The sequence below is a fragment of the Cellulomonas palmilytica genome (assembly GCF_021590045.1).
GTDB lineage: Bacteria > Actinomycetota > Actinomycetes > Actinomycetales > Cellulomonadaceae > Cellulomonas > Cellulomonas palmilytica.
Genome location: NZ_CP062221.1, coordinates 3,277,249 through 3,296,055 on the forward strand (window position 1 = coordinate 3,277,249; position 18,807 = coordinate 3,296,055).

Sequence of the window (18,807 nt, forward strand, 5' to 3'; positions counted from 1 at the left end):
TCAGAGGCCGTCGACCCCCGCTGCGCGTACCGCCTCCAGCACCGTGTCGACGGCGCGGCCGATGTCGTCGTGCGACGTGTCCAGCACGACGTCGGCGTCCTGCGGGACCTCGTACGGCGAGGAGACGCCCGTGAACTCGGGCAGGTCTCCCGCCCGGGCGCGGGCGTACAGGTGCTTGCGGTCCCGCGCCTCGCAGACCTCGAGCGGCGTCGCGACGTGCACGAGCACGAACCCCGCGACGGCCTCGGTGCGGCGGCGCACGTCGGCGCGGTCCTCCTCGAACGGCGCGATCGCCGCGACGAGCACGATGCCGCCCGCGCCCGCGACGAGCGAGGCGACGTAGCCGATGCGCCGCACGTTCTGCGAGCGCGACTCGCGGTCGAAGCCGAGGCCCGCGGACAGCATGTGCCGCACCTCGTCGCCGTCGAGCACGGTGACCTGACGCGACACGGACGCCTGCAGGCGCTGCGCGACGGCCTTGGCGACCGTCGACTTCCCCGAGCCGGACAGGCCCGTGAAGAGCACCACGGCGCCGGGGCCCGAGCCCGAGTCGCGCGTCGAGGCGAGCTCGCGCGCCGCCGCGGGCGGGAACTGCGCCTCGAGCACGGCCGCACGGCGCTGCTCGGCCTCGACGTACGCCGCGCGTGCCGCGCTGGGCGCCTGCGTGAGGTCGAGGACGTCGGTCGCGCCGTACGCGCGCGCGAGCTCGTCGAGCGCGGGCTCGCCGGCCGGCCACGCGAGGCGCTCGAGGCGCGCGTCGTGCGCCCACGGGACGGCCACGACGTCGACCGGGACGGCCGTCCGGCCCGAGCGCGTGAGCTCGTCCCGCACCGCGGTGGCGGCGCGCACGACGCCCGCCGCGGTCACGTCGAGCGCGTGCGCGGGGCGCGGCGGCGCGACGAGGCACAGCAGCAGCACCGCCCCGGCGCCCGCGGCCCGCTCGACGAGCGCGTCGACCTGGTGGAGACCGAGGACGTCGTCGACGAGCACGCCCAGCACCGGTCCCGGCGCCAGGCGGTCCCGCACGTCGCGCGCGGCCAGGCGCGCCCGCGGGTCCGCGTCCTCGCCGCCGCGCAGCCCGCGCGGCCGCAGGGGCGCCAACGCCTCACCGCCGCGCTCCCGGACCGCGACCGGGGTGTTCTCGTCGTCGAGCAGCACGACCGCGCCGTCCGGCGCCGCCGCGACCACGGGGTGCCGCTCGGGCGGGATCGCCCCGCCCAGTGCGAGCTCCACCGCGTCGGCGTCCGTCGCGCCGAGGACCAGCTGGGGTAGGCCGCTCCAGCGGGTCCACTCGTCGCTCATGATCGCCCAGGCTATCTCGACCCCGTGGCTCGACTACGCCACCGCGGCCGGCGTCGTCACCCGTCCGCGGACGCGGTGCTGGGCAGCGGGTCGGGCGTCGTCGTGGTGTCTCGCCCGCCATCGGACGTGCTCGCAGGCGTGCTCGCAGGCGTGCGAGTGGGCTCGTCGTCGGCTCGCTCGTCGAGGCCCGTGGCCGCGAGGATGCGGTCGACGACGAGCGGGCCGAGCGAGCGCGAGTACGTGGCGGTGATGTGCCCCGCGGTGTCGCGGTACGCGAGCACCCCGCCGATGACCACGGGGCACCCGGTGTCCGTGCAGTACAGGTCCTGGATGTCGACGTAACGCGCCCGCGGCACGCGCTCGACGGCGAGCTCGAGCAGGTCGACGACGGCGAAGCCCTCGTTCAGGTCGATGGTGCAGCCCGCCGGGTCCTGCCCGATGCGCGCGACGCACGCGAGCGCCGCCTCGCTGACGATCGGGCCGTCGGAGACCGCGACGACCTTCGACCCGCGGCGTGCGACGTCGCGGATCATCTTCTCCATGCCCGGCACGCGCGAGAGCTTGTCGGCGCCGATCGCCGACCGGCTGCCGGACGTGATCACCAGGTCGTACGGCTCTCCCTCGAGCAGCTTCGACCGGATCTCCGCGGACGTCTCGACGCAGTTGTCGTTGACGTCGCGGCTGAGCGAGCACCCGTTGCCGACCATGACGGTGACGCGCCAGCCACGCTGGTCGGCCTGCTCGAGCAGCCCGGGCAGGAGCGCCGCGGCGTGCGAGTTCCCGACCACCGCGACGCGCAGGGAGCCGTCCGGGTCGCCGTCCTCGCACGTGCGCGCGCCGGACGTGGGCGTCGAGTAGCAGTCGTAGGCACGCTCGGTGTCGCGCTCGGCATCCTGCGGGCTCGGGACCATGCCGGCGAACGTGACGCCCGCGCACGCCTCGCGGTGCTCGAGCGAGAGCGCGCCGCGGCAGTCGGCCTGCACGGCGGGCGGCGCGGTGACGGTCGGCGTGGCGCGCTCCTCGAGCGCGCGCACCGCCGTCGCCGAGCCCGCGACCACGAGCACCGTGATCGCGGTCGCCGCGACGAGCGGCGTGCGCAGCCGCTGCAGCGTCGCGCGCGGGGGCAGCCCGCCCACGTGCCGGACGGGGTTCTCGACGAAGTGGTACGCGGGCAGCGCGAGCGCGACGCCCGCGGCGAGCGCCACGGGCACGAACCACGGCGACTCCTCGGCGAGCAGCGCGGGCAGCAGCACGACGACCGGCCAGTGCCACAGGTACAGCGAGTACGACGCGTCGCCCACGTAGTTCGCGAACCGGTTGGTCAGGGGCCACGGCCCGCGCACGCCCGGGCCCTCGCCCGCGGCGATGACGAGCGCCGTCGAGAGCACCGGCAGGACCGCCCACGGCGCGGGGAAGCCCGCGTCCTCCCGCACGACGAGCAGCGAGACGACGATGCCGGCGAGCCCCACCCACGCGAGGACCGGCCGCGCGCGTCCCAGCGTCATGCCCAGGCGCGCGGCGGCGATCGCGACGAGCGCGCCGATCCCCAGCTCCCACACGCGGGTCAGCGTCGAGAAGAACGCGTACGTCGGCTGCGCGGACGTCTGCACGACCGCCCACACGAACGACGCGCACACGACCGCGCTCATCGCGGCGAACAGCGCCCGACCGTGCCGCGCGTTGCGGTCCCGACCCGCCGCGCGGCGCGCCGTGAGCACCAGGAGGCCGAGCATGAGCCACGGCCAGACGAAGTAGAACTGCTCCTCGACCGACAGCGACCAGAAGTGCTGCACGGGCGAGGGCGGCAGGCCCTGGGCGAAGTAGTCCGTGCCCTCGCGGGCGAACCGCCAGTTCACGACCGTGAGCGCCGCGGCGATCGCGTCGCGCACCGTGCTCGCGAGGCGGCTGCCGCCCACGAGCACCGCGGTGAGCCCCACCGTCACGGCGAGCGTGAGGAGCGCGTTGGGCAGGATGCGGCGCACGCGGCGCGCGTAGAAGCCGCGGAACGAGATGGTGCCGCTGCGCCGGTGCTCGCGCAGCAGGAGCCCTGTGATGAGGTACCCGCTGATGACGAAGAACACGTCGACGCCGACGAACCCGCCGTGCGGCCACCCGATCACGTGGTCGGCCATCACGGCGAGCACGGCCACCGCGCGCAGCCCCTGGACGTCCCGCCGGCGCGCCGCCGGGGTCGGTCGCTCGGCCGAGGCGGCCACGGCCTCCGCGGTCGCCGACGTCATGCGGCCTCGTTCGTCGTGGCCATCGTCCTGGGGGCTCCCTCCCGCACGGCCCGCCTCCTGACGGCGGGCCTGAGCGCTCCGGAAAGATACCGCCAAGTAAGCAGCACCTCATGACGACGCAGGTGGGCGGGCGTCGTCCGGCACGCGCGCACGGCGGCGGTCCGCGCTCCGGTACCCTCGGCCCGGTGGACGAGGCTGGCGACTACCTGCGGCGCGTCGGTGGCGTGCACGCGTTCCAGTGGAACCCGCTGCGCGAGATCGACGGCGAGCCGCAGCTGCTGAACAACTTCGGCGACCTGCTCGGCCCCCTCGTGGTCGAGCTCGTGCTCGAGTCGATCGCGCCGGGCACCCGGCTGGACGAGACCCCCGAGCGGCGCGTCGTGTCCGTCGGCTCGGTCATGCACTTCGCGCGCCCGCGCGACGTGGTGTGGGGCACGGGCATCAACGGCAAGGTGACGAACGCGCGCGTGCACGGCGAGCGCAAGCTCGACGTCCGCGCGGTGCGCGGCCCGCTGTCCGCGGCCTACATGACCGCGCGCGGCATCGAGGTGCCCGAGGTCTACGGCGACCCGGCGATGCTCCTGCCGATGCTCATGCCCGAGCTCGCGCGCTGGGCGCGCCACCCGGTGACCGACCTGCTCGTCGCCCCGAACCTCAACGACCTCCGCTCGGCCGACCTCCCCGGCTCGACCCCCGCGTGGCCCGTGGACCGCGAGGCCGGTCAGCGCCTGCTCGTCCCCACCGACCCGGTGCGCACGGTGCTGCGCACCATCGCACAGTCCCGCTTCGTGGTCGGGTCGTCCCTGCACGCCGTGATCATCGCGGACGCGCTCGGCATCCCCGCGCGGTTCGTCGCGTCCGCGCACGAGTCCGTGTTCAAGTACCGCGACTACCTCGCGGGCACCGGCCGTCCCCTCACCCGCATCGCGGGCTCGGTCGAGCAGGCGCTCGAGCTCGGCCCGCACGAGCCCCCGGTGATCGACCTCGAGCGGCTGCTCGCGGCGTTCCCGCGCGACGTGTGGGCGCTCGGCTCGCGGCCGACCGGCTGGGCGGGGCGCGAGCTCGGCGTCGCGCGCTTCCCGGGCGTCGTCACGAGCGACCTGCTGCGCATGACGCGCGACCAGCTGTCGGCCGACGACCTGCGCGCGCGGTGGCTCGACCAGCTCGTGCCGCGTGCCGTGGCCGCCGCGACCGGCGAGGAGGTCGCCCCGTTCGTCCTCGACCCGACCGACCGCCCCGCGGGAGCACCGCCGGCCGCGGCCGAGCCCGACGACGCCCCCACCGACGAGGCGGAGCCCGACGAGCCACCCGCCGACCCGGCCGACGACGAGGTGCCCGGCGCGGGCCCGTCCGACGAGGAGGGACTCGACGAGGACGCACCCGAGGAGGCCCCCGAGGACCCGCTCGAGGTCGCTGCGACCTACCGCGAGCTCGTCGTGCCCGGGCTCGACACCACGACGCTCGACGACGGCCTGCGCGACCTCGCGGAGCTCGTGCAGCGCCGCGACGCGGCACGGCTCGCGGTCGCGGCGCGCCTGCACGGCCGCCCGGCGGCCGCCGAGCTGCGCGCGCACCGCCCGGCCGCGGGCGGGTGGGTCGTGAGCCTCACCGTGCAGGTGCCGCACGTGCGCGGCGGGATCGACGAGCTCGCGCTCGTGCTGCGCGCGCAGGGCTCGGACGCGACCGTCGTCGTGCCCGTACCGCGCTCGCCGTTCCACGCCCGGCAGTGGCACCTCGACGTCGACGTCCTCGTGCCGAGGCACGCGCTCGAGTCCGCGGCCGCGAGCGCGCCCGGCAGCGACCGCTGGGACGTGCACGTCCTGCTCGTCGAGGGCCACGGCGCACGCTCCGAGGTCCCGCTCGCGCCGCGCGGGACGCTCGGCCTGGTCATGTCCGGCGCGGGCGGCGAGACCCCGCCCCCGACCGCCTGGACGCTCGTCGTCGACCCGACCGCCGTCCCGGCGTGAGCTGAGAGGATCCGCATGCCCACGGTGCTGGCGTTCCCCGCCTGGCGCGACAACCCGTACCTCAACCTGCTGTACCTCGCGACCCGCGGCGCCGGCTGGGACGTGCAGGGCACCACCGCGTTCGACGAGCTCGTGCGCCGCACGCGCGGCCTCGGCTCAGGCGACGTGCTGCACGTGCACTGGACGTCCCCGATCTGCCAGGCCGCGCCGGACGCGAGGACGGCGCGCGAGCGGCTCGACACGTTCGTCGCGACGGTCCGCGCCGCGCGCGCGTCCGGCGTGCGGCTCGTGTGGACGGTGCACAACAAGCTGCCGCACGAGGTCGCGTACCGCGACCTGGAGCTCGAGCTCGCGCAGCACCTGACCGAGCTGGCCGACGTGGTGATCCAGCTCAACGGGCACACGGTCGAGGCCGTCGCCGACGAGTACACGCTCCCCGTGGAGAAGGTCGTCACGCTCCCCCACGCGTCCTACCTCGGCGTCTACCCCGACTCGATGACGCAGGCGCAGGCGCGCACGCGGCTGGACGTGCCGCTGACGTCCCCGACCATCGGCTTCGTCGGCCAGATCCGCCCCTACAAGGGCATCACGACGCTCCTGTCCGCCGCGGGTCGCGTGGCGCAGGAGGTCGAGGACCTCACGCTCCTGCTGGCCGGCAAGACGCGCGAGGACGTGCTGCCGCAGGTGGACGCGGCACTGCCGCGCGGCGTGCGCACGGTCCGGTTCCACGACTTCGTCGCCGACGCGGACATGCAGACGTGGTTCCGCGCCGCGGACGTCATGGTCTTCCCGTACGAGCGCGTCCTGAACTCGGGCTCGGTGCTGCTGTCCGCGACGCTCGGGCGCCCGTGCGTGCTTCCCCGCGAGGCGCACCTCGTCGCGGAGCTCGGCGACGAGCCCTGGGTGACGTTCTACCGCCCGGGCGGGGACGTGGTCGACAACCTGGCTCGCGCGATCCGGGGTGCGCTGCGCTCGGCGCGGCGCACCGCGCACGACGCGGCCGCGTACGCGCTGCGCTACCCGCCGTACGCGATGAGCCGCGACTTCCTGCGGATCCTCGACGGCCAGGCGCCCGTGGGCCCGGCACCGCGCGCACTCGCGGGCTGACCCGACCGGACCCGACGTCCCGACCCGACCGACGTCCCGGCCGGGCGACGCTGCGTTGGCCGCTCAGCGGCGACGGCGCAGCGCGCGCACCACGCGGCGGACCACCGACGGGCGGCGGAACAGCGTCGCGGGCACCGTGCCCGTGCCCTTGCCGCGCACCGTGAGGCGGCCGAGCCGCCCGCCCTGCAGGCGCACCGCGGACCGCTGCACGACGAGCGGCACCTGCACCTCGCCGTCGGGCGCGGTCACGAGCAGCTCCAGCGCCCACGTGCCCTCGCTCGGCAGCGCGCGCGCACCGACGCGCGCGCGCCAGCGGTCGCCGTCCTGCCGGACCCGGCCCACGCTGCGCTGCGTCTCGGGACGCCCGGGCTTGTACGCGCGCAGCTCCAGTGACGCGCCGGTCGCGAGGTCCGCGCGCGGCCGCAGCTCCAGCTCGGCCGAGGTCCGCCCCACGACGACCGCGTCGACGACCTGCGCCTCGCCGCCGAGCGACGCGTCGCGCAGCGCGCGGGTGTCACCGGAGACGAGCGCGGCACGCACCAGGCGGTCCTGCGGCCGCTCGACGGGCGCCACGGACGAGGCGAACCAGTCCGCGTGCGGTGCGGCGAGCGCGACGAGCTCGTCGGCGGCGTCCTGGTCCAGCGGCGTGCTGCGCCCCGCGACGTTCTCGACGACGAGCGCGTACGCGAGCCCACGCTGCGCCCGCTCGTCGAGCAGACCCGTGCCCGCGGCGGCCTGCGTGGCACGCATCGCGCGCACGGGGTCCATGGGCACCGGGTCGGAGCCGCCGTCGCCGATCGCGTCGAGCACCTCGCGCGCGAGGTCGACCTCGCCGAGCGTGCCGAGCGCGTAGACGGCCTGCTTCTCCGGACGCAGGCGCGAGAACGTGTACGCCCGGCGCAGCGACAGCAGCTCGGTGAGCAGGTGCGGGACGGCCGACGCCTCGCCGGGTGTCTGGACGCCGCGCGCGTAGCGGCGCAGGTGCACCCAGCCGTCGGCGTTGAGCACCATCTGCCAGTAGGTCGCGGCGAGCTGGTCGTCCTCCAGCGAGCCGAGCAGGCGCGCGCACAGCAGCTCCTGCGTGAGGTAGGACGCGACCGCCGCGTCGGCGCCGGCCTGCGCGGTCATGGACGTGCCGCCGGGGCGCTCGCGGTAGAGGTAGACGATGTCCGGCACGACGTCGATCGTGCGGGCCGCGACGAGCGCGGTGACCATCGGGACGATGTCGTTCGACCGCGGGACCGACGGGTACGCGATGGCCTGCTCGCGCCAGAACCGCGTGCGGAACAGCCGGTTCCAGCACGCGCGGTTGCGCACGAGCTGCGGGCGGTCCGTGAGCGACAGCCCCTGGGCCCGGTCGGCGAAGCCCGTCCAGCGCTCGGTGGGGCGCCAGGTCGCGAGCGCGGAGAACTTCAGGAAGTCCCCGACGACCATGTCGGAGCCCGACGAGCGGGCCGACGCGAGCATCGCGGCGTACGCGCCGCGCGGCACCAGGTCGTCGCCGTCGGCGAACGCGAGGAACTCCCCGCGCGCCTGCTCGACGCCGAAGTTGCGGGCCTGGCCGCCGCCCACGCCGGGCGCGCGGAACGCCCGCACGCGCGGGTCGGCCGCGGCGCGCGCCGCGACACGCTCCCAGGTGCCGTCACGCGAGTCGTCGTCGACGACGATCACCTCGAGATCCACGTCCTGGTCGTCCAGCATGCTGGTCAGGCAGTCGTCGACCCACTCGACCACGTCGTGCGTCGGCACCACGACCGAGATCGCGGGCGTGCGCTCGCCGTCCGTCAACGTCTCCTCCTCCACCCGGGCGTGGCCGCCACGGCCCGCGCCAGCATAGGCGTCCCGTCGGCGTCGCCCTGCGCGCGCAGCGCGACGAGGTCGCGCGTGGCCCGGGCGAGCACGCGTCGCTCCCACCACGGCCGCAGCGCGCGCTCGACGCGTCGGCGCAGCGCACCGGGGGCGCGACGCGCGGTGCGCAGCACGCGCCCGCGTGCGGCCTGCGCGCGTGCCGGGGTCGGGACGGCGCCGAGCCGGCCCGGCTCGGCGACGACCTCGCGTCCGTCGAGCACGCCGGTGCGCGCGTCGGGCAGGACGAGCGGGAGCACGGGCACCGGCCCCGGCGCGCACCGCACGACGCGATGCACGCCCGCGAGCGCGTCCCTCAGCGCGGGCGCGCCCGCGGCGAGGTCGCGCAGGTCCCAGACGGCCGGGTGCTGCGGTGCGACGAGCGCACCGAGGTCGAGCACGCGCGTGAACACGTCCGCGGCGCGCGCGGACAGGTCCGTCCCCGTGCTCGGTGCCGTGCCGTGGTGGCCGTCGCCGTCGCCGTCGCCCTCGAGCGGCGAGGGTGCCACCTCGGGCACCGGGGCGAGCGACGCGACGAGCAGCAGCACACCGTCGTCGTCGCGCAGCACCCCGGACGCGGCGGCGTCGCACGCGCGCGCGACCTGCCCGGCGTCGGTCGCCAGGACGAGCGTGCTCATGCGGCACCCGCCGCCCGGCCCGCGGCGCGCAGCCCGCGCAGCAGCCGCCGCCCGCCCGCCGGCGCGCCCGCGACCGCGACCTCGAACGCGTCGTCGCCACCGCGCGCGAGCAGCGCCGCCGCACCCGCCAGCAGCCGCCGCTGCAGCGCGCGCGAGAGCCGGTGCCGCTTCGACACGTGGAAGTCGACGATCCGGCACGCGCCGTACAGCGCGCGGCGCTCCACGGCCGGGTCGCCGTCGGCGAGCGCGAGGTCGAGCACCCGGTCGTACGCGAGGAGGAAGTCGAGCAGGCGGTCGGCACCCGCCTGCGTGAGCGAGCCCGAGCCCGCGGACCGCCGGTAGAAGTACCCGGGGCTGTCGACCACCGCGCACGTGAGGTCGTCCGCGAGGTGCAGGCGCCAGAACCACGGCCGGTCCGCGGCGGTGCGCAGGTCCTCGTGGAACCGCAGCAGGCGCGGCTCGACGAGCTCGCGGTCGAACGCCGCCGCCCACAGGTACGGGTAGTCGACGAGCGCGCGCCCGCCCGCGTCGCCGATGCCCTCGCGCGCCGCGAACACGACGTCGCGCGGTCCGTCCCACGGCGCGGGCTCGGCGCTGCGGCGCAGGCCGTCGACGCGCACGTGGTCGGTGCGCACCATCGCGGCCTCCGTGCGCCGCACGGCGTCGAGCATCGCGGGCAGGTGGCCGGGGGCGCACCAGTCGTCGGCGTCCACGAACGTCACGTAGCGCGCGTCCGCGACGTCGAGCGCACGGTTGCGGCTCGCGGCGACGCCGCGGTTCTCGGGGTTGGTCAGCACCTCGAGCGGCAGGGCGCGCGCCGCGTCCGCGAGCAGCCGCGGCGTCTCGTCGGACGACGCGTCGTCCACGACGAGGAACCGGATGCCGGGCGCGAGGTTGCGGCGCACGCTCGCGAGGAACGTCGGCAGGTGACGGGCGCCGTCGTGCACGGCGACGACGACGTCCAGTCGGCCCGCCATGTTCGCCTCCCGTGCCCTTCGACGACCGCGCGGCCGCTGCTCGGCCCGGGTCCTGCCCGGGGCCTCCCCCGGTCCGGCGACACGCCCGACGTCGACGGCACATGTCGGCGACAGCATAGGATGACCAGGCCGACGCGAGTGTCGGCACGGGCGGACACACACGAGCGGACACGCACGAGCGGACGCAGCCGGTCACCAGCAGGACACCACCCGGCGCCCCGTCGGGCGGCTCACGCCGAGCGGCCCCGGCCCACGTCCGGCCACGCGGTGCGCCGAGCACGACGCCCCGCACCGAGCCCCCGCCGCCCGCGGACACGACATCGGAGGACGACCCTGGAGCGCAGCGTCGCGACGAGCCCGCGCTCGGTCGCCGTCATCCCCGCCCGCGGCGGGTCGAAGGGCGTCCCGCTGAAGAACCTGCAGCCCGTCGGCGGGCGCTCGCTCGTCGCGCGCGCGGTCGAGGCCTGCCTGCCCGCCGTCGACCTGGTCGTCGTCAGCACCGACCACGAGCAGATCGCGGCCGAGGCCCGCGCCGCCGGGGCGCGCGTCGTCGAGCGCCCGGCCGCGCTGTCGGGCGACACCGCGACGTCCGAGTCCGCGGTGCTGCACGCGCTCGACACGCTGCTGCCCGAGGGAGTCGACCCGCAGGTCACCGTGCTCGTGCAGGCGACGTCCCCGTTCATCGACGCGACGGCGCTCGCGAACGCGGTGCGCCGCGTGCTCGACGACGAGGACGACTCGGTGCTCGCCGCGGCACCCACGCACGTGTTCACGTGGCGGGTCGAGGACGGCCGCGCGGTCGCCGTCGGCCACGACGCGGCGCACCGCCCGCGCCGCCAGGACCGCGAGCCCCTGTACGCCGAGACGGGCGCGTTCTACGCGATGCGCACGAGCGGGCTGCGCGCGGGCGGGCACCGGTTCTTCGGGCGCACGGGCATCGAGGTCGTCGACGAGGCGACCGCGGTCGAGATCGACACGCCCGCCGACCTCGCGGTGGCCCGGACGCTCGCGGACGAGCACGCCGAGGCCCGCACGGAAGGCGCTGGGGGCACCGGGGCCCTCGGGCTCGACGAGGCGATCGACCTCGACGCGATCGACGTCGACGCGCTCGTCACGGACTTCGACGGTGTGCACACCGACGACGCGGCGCACGTGGACGCCGCCGGGAACGAGTCGGTGCGCGTGCTGCGCGGCGACGGGCTGGGCGTCGCCCGGCTGCGCCGCGCGGGCGTGCCCGTGCTCATCCTGTCGACGGAGACCGACGGCGTCGTGTCCGCACGCGCCCGCAAGCTCCGCGTCGAGTGCCTGCAGGCCGTCGAGGACAAGGCGTCCGCGCTGCGCGCGTGGATGGCCGAGCGCGGGCTCGACCCCGCGCGTGTCGCGTACGTCGGCAACGACGTGAACGACCTGCCCGCGCTCGCGCTCGTCGGTTGGCCGGTCGCGGTCGCCGACGCCCGTCCCGAGGTGCTCGCCGCCGCCCGTGTGGTGCTGCGCTCCGCGGGTGGGCACGGCGCCGTGCGCGAGGTGGCCGACCGGGTGCTGGCCGCCCGGACCGACGACGGACCCGCCCCGGCGGGCGTGGCACGATGACAGCGACGACGACGACGCGCGCGCACGGCGCGCGTCCGAGAAGAGGACAGCGATGACCACCTCCCCCACTGCCGCCCCCGCCGGCGTGCCCTTCGGCGCGCACCGGATCGGTGCCGACGAGCCGGTCTACGTGATCGGTGAGATCGGCCTGAACCACAACGGGGACGTCGAGATCGCGAAGCAGCTCATCGACGTCGCGGCCGAGGCGGGTGCCCAGGCCGTGAAGTTCCAGAAGCGCACGCCGGACATCTCGACGCCGCTCGCCCAGCGCGACCAGATCCGTCAGACGCCGTGGGGCGAGATGACGTACCTGGAGTACCGCTACCGGGTCGAGTTCAACCGCGAGCAGTACCTCGAGGTCGGCGCGCACGCGACCGCGCGCGGCCTCGACTGGTTCGCGTCGCCGTGGGACGTGCCGTCGGTGGAGTTCCTCGAGGAGCTCGACGTCGTCGGCCACAAGGTCGCCTCCGCGTCCGTGACGGACCTCGAGCTGCTGAGCGCGCTCGCCGCGACCGGCAAGCCCGTGATCCTGTCGACCGGCATGTCGACGCTCGAGCAGATCGACGTCGCCGTCGAGACCCTGGGCACCGAGCGCCTCATCCTGCTGCACGCGACCTCCACGTACCCGCTGCCTCCCGAGGAGGCCAACCTGCGCACCATCACGACGCTGCAGGAGCGGTACGGCGTCCCCGTCGGCTACTCCGGCCACGAGCGCGGCCTGCAGATCTCCGTGGCGGCCGTCGCGCTCGGCGCCGTGGCCGTCGAGCGGCACATCACGCTCGACCGCACGATGTGGGGCTCGGACCAGGCGTCGTCGCTCGAGCCCACGGGGCTGAAGAACCTGGTGCGCGACATCCGCATCGTCGAGCAGGCCATGGGTGACGGCGTCAAGCGCGTCTTCCCGGGCGAGCTCGCGCCGCTGTCGCGCCTGCGCCGCGTCGGCGCCTGACCACCGCCGGAGCCCCGCCGTCGTGACGACCTCGAGCACCGCGCGCATGGACCTCGCCCGTGCGTGGGTCGAGTCACCCCTGCAGATGGTGTCCGCCCTCGAGGCGAGCGCGGCGGGGCTCCTGGGCCCGGCGGTGGACGTCGTCTACCGCACGGGCATCACGCCGCTCGCCGAGCTCGCGGCCCGGCTCGGCACGATCGCGCTGCCCGCCGGCACGACCGTGACCGCCGAGAGCACACGCAGCCTGTGGCGGCACGGCCAGCCGGCCGCCGTGGGCGACGCGTTCTCGGGTGCGGTCCAGTCGCGCGGGCTCGTCGGGGTGCGCCGCCCGCTCGTCGTGCTCGACGACGGGCTCGCGACGCTGCACCTGCTGCGGCTGCTCACCGCACCCGACGCGCGCCACCTCGTGCGTGCCCGTGCGCACCCCGGCCTCGCGCGGCGCACGCTCGCGACGGCCGCCCGCGCGCGTCTGCTGTCGCTCGCCGACGCCGGGCTGCTCACCGTGTTCACGGCCCTGCCCGTGCCCGACGACCTCGCGGACGCGTTCCGTGCGACCGGCGGGCAGCTCGTCGGCCACTCGTTCGCGTGGAGCGCGTCGCTGCGCGAGCCCGAGCTGCACGGCGCGGGCGTCGTCGTCGTCGGGTCCGCGATGGCCTCGGACGGCCTCATCGACCCGGCCGCGTACGCGTCCTGGGTGCACCAGGTTGCGGACGCGGGTCACGACGAGGTCGTGTACATCCCCCACCGGCGCGAGACGCCCGCGATCACGGCCCTCGTGGCCGACCGCGACACGATCCGCGTCGAGCGCGGCCCGTGGCCCGTCGAGGTGAGCCTGCGCTGCCTCGCACCCGGTTCGGTGGTGCACTGCCTGCCCTCGACGCCGCTGCTCACGCTGCGCAGCGTGCTGGCGGACGCGGGCGTCGAGCTCGTCGGCTCCACGGTCCCCGAGGCCTGGTGGACGTCGCACGCGAGCTCGCGGTTCCGTGCGTCCGTGCGGGCGATCGCGGGGCCCCGGTGACGGGAGCGGACACGCAGCGGGCGCCTCGCCGGGTCCTCGCCGTCGCCGACTCCGACTCGTACGTCAAGTGGGCGGCCGCGACGCTCGACCGGCTCCCGGACTCCGAGCCGTCGCTCGTCGTCCTCGACAGCCCCGTGCGGCCGTCCCCCGCCCAGGTCAGGGCGGCGGTCGCGGGCACGCGGCTCGCGGACGACGCCCCGCGGCTCCTGCGGCTGCGCGCGCTCGTGCGCACGCTGCGCGCCGCGCCCCCGGACGTGCTGCTCGTCGCGACCACCGGCCCCGCCGCCGAGCTCGTGCTGCGCGCGCTCGCCGGCCTGCCGCACCGTCCTGTCGTCGTGACCGGCCTGCCGGGGATGTCGCTGCCCGCGACCGCGCTCGCGCTGCGCTACCGCGCGAGCGCCGACCTGTTCGTCGTGCACTCGCACCGCGAGGCGCACGAGTTCGACGCGCTCGCCCGCACGCTCGGGACGCGCTCGCGCGTCGTCGTGAACCGCCTGCCGTTCCTCGCGGCGCGCACGGACCGCACGGACGCCGGCGGCGGCCTGCCCGAGCCGGACACCACGCCGCTGCACCGCGTGGTGTTCGCGCCGCAGGCGAAGTTCCCCGAGACGCTCGAGGACCGCGTGCGGCTGCTGCGCGGGCTCGCCGCGCTCGCGCAGGACCGGCCCGACCTCGACGTCGTGGTCAAGCTGCGCGGGCTCGTCGGCGAGGCGCAGACGCACCACGAGGCCTTCCCGTTCGACGCGCTCGCCGCGCGGCACGCCGACGAGCCGGGCGTCGCACGCCTGCGCGTCGCGACCGGCCCGCTCGACGGCTTCCTCACCCCCGGCACCGCGCTCGTCACCGTGAGCTCGACCGCGCTGCTCGAGGCCCTCGCGCTCGGCCTGCGGGCACTCGTGCTGAGCGACTTCGGGATCGGCGAGCACAACCTCACCCAGGCGTACGCGGACAGCGGCCTGGTCGGCTCGCTGGACGACCTCGCCGCCGCTCGGCTGCCCCACGCGGACCCCGCGTGGCTGCGGGAGAACTACCTGCAGGACACGCCCGACGAGCTGCCGGGCGCCGTCGACGAGCTCCTCGCCGCTCCCCTGGCGCCGCTCGCGGCACCGCCGCGCGTCGGCTCGCTGCCCTCGCACCTGCGCCGTCGGCTGCGGCTCGCGGCGCCCGCGGCGTCACGCCGCGTCATGGCGCTCATGCCGAGCGTGCGCGCGACCCGCCGCCTCGCGTCCTGACCCCGACCGCGTCCTGACCCCGACCGCGTCCTGACCCGCTCGGGTCCTGACCGGTCAGGCCGTGAAGCCCGTCGCGGGCCGTCCCGTCGCCTGCGCGCGCAGGCGCTCGCCCTTGGCGTCGGCCTGCTCCCGCAGCCCGTCCTGGAACGTCGCCATCGCGGCGGCCAGGCGCGCGGCCTCGTCGTCCGTGCCCGACGCGAGGATCCGCACCGCGAGCAGGCCCGCGTTGCGCGCGCCGCCGACCGACACGGTCGCGACCGGCACACCGGCGGGCATCTGCACGATCGACAGCAGCGAGTCCAGGCCGTCGAGGTGGCGCAGCGGCACGGGCACGCCGACCACCGGGAGGGTCGTCACGGCCGCGAGCATCCCCGGCAGGTGCGCGGCACCGCCCGCCCCCGCGACGATCACGCGCAGCCCGCGCGCGGCCGCCTCGCGGCCGTAGGCGACCATCTTGTCCGGCTGCCGGTGCGCGGAGACGACGTCGACCTCGACCGGGACGTCGAACTCGGCGAGCGCCTCGGCCGCGGCCTGCATGACCGGCCAGTCCGAGTCGGAACCCATCACGATGCCCACGCGGGCGCCTGCGGTCATGGTCACTCTCCGTCCGTCGGGGTGGGGCCGTCCTGACCGTGCTGGCCATGCTGGCCGTCCTGGCCGTGCTGGCCGTCCTGGCCGGCCTGGCCCGGCTGCTCGCCGCGCAGCAGCGCCGCCGCGGCGAGCGCACGCGCGCGGACCTGCTCCAGGTCGTCGCCGCTCACGTTGACGTGCGCGAGCTTGCGGCCCGGACGCACGTCCTTCCCGTAGAGCTGGACCTTCGCGCCCGGGTCGAGCGCCGCGACGGCCGGCAGGGCGTCGGTCAGGTCGGTGAGCGAGGAACCCAGCACGTTCGCCATGACGGTCCACGGCGCGCGCGGCGTCACGTCACCGAGCGGCAGGTCGAGCACCGCGCGTAGGTGCTGCTCGAACTGGCTGGTCACCGCGCCGTCGATCGTCCAGTGCCCGGAGTTGTGCGGGCGCATCGCGAGCTCGTTGACGAGCACGCGCGGGGCACCGCCGTCCGGGTCGGGCACCTCGAACAGCTCGACCGCGAGCACGCCGACGACGCCGAGCCCCTCGGCGACGCGGACCGCCACGTCGAGCGCCCGGTCGCGCGTCGCGTCGGCCAGGTCGGGTGCCGGGGCGACGACCTCCGCGCACACGCCGTCGCGCTGCACCGACTCGACGACGGGCCACGCGCGGACCTCGCCCGACGGGCGGCGCGCGACGAGCGCCGCGAGCTCGCGCGTGTACGGGACCTTCTCCTCGACGAGGACCGGGACGCCGCCCGGTCGCGCCGCCGCGGCGAGCCAGTCGTCGGCACCGTCGTCGGACGTCACGACGCGCACGCCCTTGCCGTCGTAGCCCCCCCGGGCGGTCTTGACCACCGCCGAGCCGTCGGCCGAACCCGCGAGGAAGTCCGCGAGGTCCTCGCGCGAGGTCACGGGGGCCCACCGGGGGCACGGCACGCCGAGCTCGGTGAGCCGGCGGCGCATCACGATCTTGTCCTGCGCGTGCACGAGCGCGCCCGCTCCCGGCCGCACCGGCACGCCGGCGGCCGCGATGCGGTCCAGCAGCGCGTTGGGCACGTGCTCGTGCTCGAACGTCAGCACGTCGGCGCCGTCGACGAGCGCGGTGATCGCGTCCTCGTCCGACGCGGCGCCCACGGGCGCGTCCACGACCACCTGGGCCGCCGCACCCGTCGCGCTCTCCACGAGCACCCGCAGGTGCACCCCCAGCGCGGTCGCCGCAGGGGCCATCATGCGGGCCAGCTGCCCACCACCGACCACGGCCACCACGGGAGCGCTCACGGGCGCCCACCCTAACCGAGTAGGACCAGGGTCCGACGAGGCGTCCACGGGGGCGCGGGATATCCTCGCGGACGTGACGACTGCCGTGCTGACGCGACTGCTCGGACCGGACCACCGCGCCCGGCTCCTCGAGCTCGCGCGGTTCCTGTCCGTCGGCGGCGTCGCGTTCGTCGTCGACGTGGGCCTGTACAACCTGCTGCGGTTCGGCCCGGGCGAGCTGCTCGCGGAGAAGCCCATCACCGCGAAGGTCGTCGCGACGCTCGTCGCGACGCTCGTGTCGTGGGTCGGCAACCGGCTGTGGACGTTCGCGTCGCAGCGCACGCAGCACCGCGGGCGCGAGCTGTTCCTGTTCGTCGTCGTCAACGGCCTGGGGCTCGCGGTCGGCGCGGCGCCGCTCGCGTTCTCGCAGTACGTGCTGCACCTCGACGGCCCGGTCCCGGACAACGTCGCGAACCTCATCGGCATCGCGCTCGGCACGGTCCTGCGGTACGTCGGGTACAAGCAGTGGGTGTTCACCGGTGCGGACGCGGCGGACGAGGCCGTCGACGAGCACGCGGCGCAGGAGGCGGCCGTGGCGCTCGCCGTGCAGCCCGTGGTCCCGCTCGGGGCCGTGGTCGCGGCCGAGGAGCACCTCGAGCACCACGACGACTGACGCCGCTCGCCCGGGCTCTGCCGGACGAGCGCGTCGGCGTGCCTCAGGTCAGGGCACGTCCGCCTGGACGACGCGGCCCATGCCGCGCGCGGTGAGCAGGCCGTCGGACGCGGGCACGAACGCCGACTGCCCGGCGACGAGCTCGAGCGTCCCGTCGTGCTCGCCGTGCAGCTCGACCGTGCCGTCGAGGCACAGCAGGATGCGCGGGCCACGGCCGGGCAGGCGCACGGTCTCGCCCGCGTCCTGCAGCGTGGTCACCGAGAGCTCGAAGTCGTCGACCGGTGCGTAGTACACCGCGGTCGCGGTGAACACGTGCTCCGGGGCGATGCGGATGGGCGGCGCGGCCACGACGTCGACGTTGTCGAGCAGCTCGGGCAGGTCCACGTGCTTGGCGGTCAGGCCCGCGCGCAGGACGTTGTCGGAATTCGCCATGAGCTCGACCGCGAAGCCCTCGAGGTACGCGTGCACCGCGCCCGCGGGGACGAACAGCGCCTCGCCCGGCTGCAGCGTCACGGGGTTGAGCAGCACGGACGTGACCGCACCCGGGTCGCCGGGGTACTGCGCGTCGAGGCGCACCACCGTGCGGTCGGTGCGCGGCGACGGCGAGCCCGCGTCGAGGCGACGCTGGCACGCCCGCGCGAGCTCGGCGACGTCGTCGGGCTGCGGGCGGGTCGACGGCGCGAGCAGCCACTCGAACGCGGTCCGCACGCCCTGCGGCGTCGGGTCGTCCGCGAGGATCTTGTGCAGCTGCTCGGCGAGCGTCGACTCGAGCCCGACGAGCAGCTCGGCGGCGCGCCGCGGTGCACGGAAGCCGACCATGGCCTCGAACCGCGAGAGGGCGAACACGAGCTCGGGCTTGTGGTTGCGGTCGCGGTAGCTGCGGTGCGGCGCGTCGAGCGGGACGCCCGCGGCGTCCTCGCGCTCGTAGCCGGTGTGCGCGCGCGAGCGCGACGGGTGGACCTGCAACGACAGCGGCGCGGCCGCCGCGATGAGCTTGAGCAGGTAGGGCAGCTGCTGGCCGAACCGCGCGACGACGTCGTCACCGAGCGCGTGGTGCGGGTCCTGCGCGACGAACGCGTCGAGGGTCTCGGTGTCCGTCCCGGTGAGCCGGGCGGGGGCGAGCGGGTGGGCGCCGAACCACGCCTCGGCGACCGGCCGGCCGTCGGGCTCGGTGCCGAGCAGCTGCGGGATCGCGGTCGTCGAACCCCAGGCGTAGTTCTGGGTCGCGGGAGCGAGGCGGTACAACACGCGTCCTTCCGGGCGGGGGCGCAAAGGCTGCCCACACCCTACCGGGCGCCCCTCACGGGCGATTCCGCCGCAGTCGTCCGCAACGCGTCACCCGCGCGGCCCGGACCGGCGGCACCGGGAGCACCTGACCCCGTTTGTCCGGGATCGCCCGTGTGCGGAACGCCACAGCACCGGACCGGGGCCGGACCGGGC

At 76.1% G+C, this 18,807-nt stretch carries 15 protein-coding genes; 7 read left to right on the forward strand and 8 right to left on the reverse strand.

The features are described 5' to 3' along the window. Both cysC and F1D97_RS14820 read right to left on the reverse strand, forming a co-directional pair. Positions 1–1,302, reverse strand: coding sequence for an adenylyl-sulfate kinase (cysC, locus tag F1D97_RS14815; RefSeq protein ID WP_236121269.1), 1,302 nt, complete (start codon positions 1,300–1,302; stop codon positions 1–3). Positions 1,303–1,358: 56 nt separating this feature from the next. Next, complete coding sequence (locus F1D97_RS14820) at positions 1,359–3,542, reverse strand: acyltransferase family protein (protein ID WP_236121270.1); 2,184 nt, start codon at positions 3,540–3,542, stop codon at positions 1,359–1,361. Positions 3,543–3,652: 110 nt separating this feature from the next. Between F1D97_RS14820 and F1D97_RS14825 the strand changes: the two genes are divergently transcribed. Both F1D97_RS14825 and F1D97_RS14830 read left to right on the forward strand, forming a co-directional pair. Beyond that, complete coding sequence (locus F1D97_RS14825; RefSeq protein WP_236121271.1) at positions 3,653–5,509, forward strand: polysaccharide pyruvyl transferase family protein; 1,857 nt, start codon at positions 3,653–3,655, stop codon at positions 5,507–5,509. 15 nt (positions 5,510–5,524) lie between these two features. Beyond that, a complete protein-coding gene (locus F1D97_RS14830; protein ID WP_236121272.1) occupies positions 5,525–6,616 on the forward strand; it encodes a glycosyltransferase family 4 protein in 1,092 nt (363 codons plus the stop codon). Between the two features lie 63 nt (positions 6,617–6,679). Here F1D97_RS14830 and F1D97_RS14835 read toward each other — a convergent pair whose 3' ends face one another. Genes F1D97_RS14835 through F1D97_RS14845 form a run of 3 tightly spaced genes read right to left on the reverse strand, consistent with a single transcriptional unit; the run spans position 6,680 to position 10,076 of the window. Further along, on the reverse strand, positions 6,680–8,404 hold the full coding sequence (locus tag F1D97_RS14835) for a glycosyltransferase family 2 protein (RefSeq protein ID WP_236121273.1): 1,725 nt from the start codon (positions 8,402–8,404) through the stop codon (positions 6,680–6,682). Next, positions 8,401–9,099: a hypothetical protein gene (locus tag F1D97_RS14840; protein ID WP_236121274.1), complete on the reverse strand. Its 699-nt coding sequence runs from the start codon at positions 9,097–9,099 to the stop codon at positions 8,401–8,403. Before F1D97_RS14840 ends, F1D97_RS14835 begins: the two co-directional genes overlap by 4 nt. Further along, positions 9,096–10,076, reverse strand: a complete 981-nt coding sequence (locus F1D97_RS14845; RefSeq protein ID WP_236121275.1) for a glycosyltransferase family 2 protein — start codon at positions 10,074–10,076, stop codon at positions 9,096–9,098. The genes F1D97_RS14840 and F1D97_RS14845 overlap by 4 nt, the downstream gene beginning before the upstream one ends. 333 nt (positions 10,077–10,409) lie before the next feature. On the opposite strand from F1D97_RS14845, the gene F1D97_RS14850 reads away from it, so the two are divergent. Genes F1D97_RS14850 through F1D97_RS14865 form a run of 4 tightly spaced genes read left to right on the forward strand, consistent with a single transcriptional unit; the run spans position 10,410 to position 14,865 of the window. Then, the gene (locus F1D97_RS14850) at positions 10,410–11,666 is read left to right on the forward strand and encodes an acylneuraminate cytidylyltransferase (protein ID WP_236123622.1); all 1,257 of its coding nucleotides are present in this window, start codon (positions 10,410–10,412) and stop codon (positions 11,664–11,666) included. A gap of 52 nt (positions 11,667–11,718) precedes the next feature. Then, complete coding sequence (locus tag F1D97_RS14855; RefSeq protein WP_236121276.1) at positions 11,719–12,615, forward strand: N-acetylneuraminate synthase family protein; 897 nt, start codon at positions 11,719–11,721, stop codon at positions 12,613–12,615. 22 nt (positions 12,616–12,637) lie between these two features. After that, positions 12,638–13,633 carry a hypothetical protein gene (locus tag F1D97_RS14860; RefSeq protein WP_236121277.1) on the forward strand — a complete coding sequence of 332 codons (996 nt, stop codon included), beginning with the start codon at positions 12,638–12,640 and terminating at the stop codon, positions 13,631–13,633. Then, positions 13,630–14,865, forward strand: coding sequence for a DUF6716 putative glycosyltransferase (locus F1D97_RS14865; RefSeq protein WP_236121278.1), 1,236 nt, complete (start codon positions 13,630–13,632; stop codon positions 14,863–14,865). Before F1D97_RS14860 ends, F1D97_RS14865 begins: the two co-directional genes overlap by 4 nt. Positions 14,866–14,919: 54 nt before the next feature. Here F1D97_RS14865 and purE read toward each other — a convergent pair whose 3' ends face one another. Further along, the gene (purE, locus tag F1D97_RS14870; RefSeq protein WP_236121279.1) at positions 14,920–15,459 is read right to left on the reverse strand and encodes a 5-(carboxyamino)imidazole ribonucleotide mutase; all 540 of its coding nucleotides are present in this window, start codon (positions 15,457–15,459) and stop codon (positions 14,920–14,922) included. Between the two features lie 2 nt (positions 15,460–15,461). Beyond that, on the reverse strand, positions 15,462–16,715 hold the full coding sequence (locus tag F1D97_RS14875) for a 5-(carboxyamino)imidazole ribonucleotide synthase (protein ID WP_236121280.1): 1,254 nt from the start codon (positions 16,713–16,715) through the stop codon (positions 15,462–15,464). Between the two features lie 73 nt (positions 16,716–16,788). On the opposite strand from F1D97_RS14875, the gene F1D97_RS14880 reads away from it, so the two are divergent. After that, positions 16,789–17,367, forward strand: a complete 579-nt coding sequence (locus F1D97_RS14880) for a GtrA family protein (protein WP_236121281.1) — start codon at positions 16,789–16,791, stop codon at positions 17,365–17,367. A 48-nt stretch (positions 17,368–17,415) separates the two neighbouring features. Here the strand turns inward: F1D97_RS14880 and manA are convergent, their stop codons facing one another. Next, positions 17,416–18,612 (reverse strand): mannose-6-phosphate isomerase, class I, encoded by a 1,197-nt coding sequence (gene manA, locus F1D97_RS14885; RefSeq protein WP_236123623.1) that lies wholly within the window; start codon positions 18,610–18,612, stop codon positions 17,416–17,418. Positions 18,613–18,807: the final 195 nt, after the last annotated feature.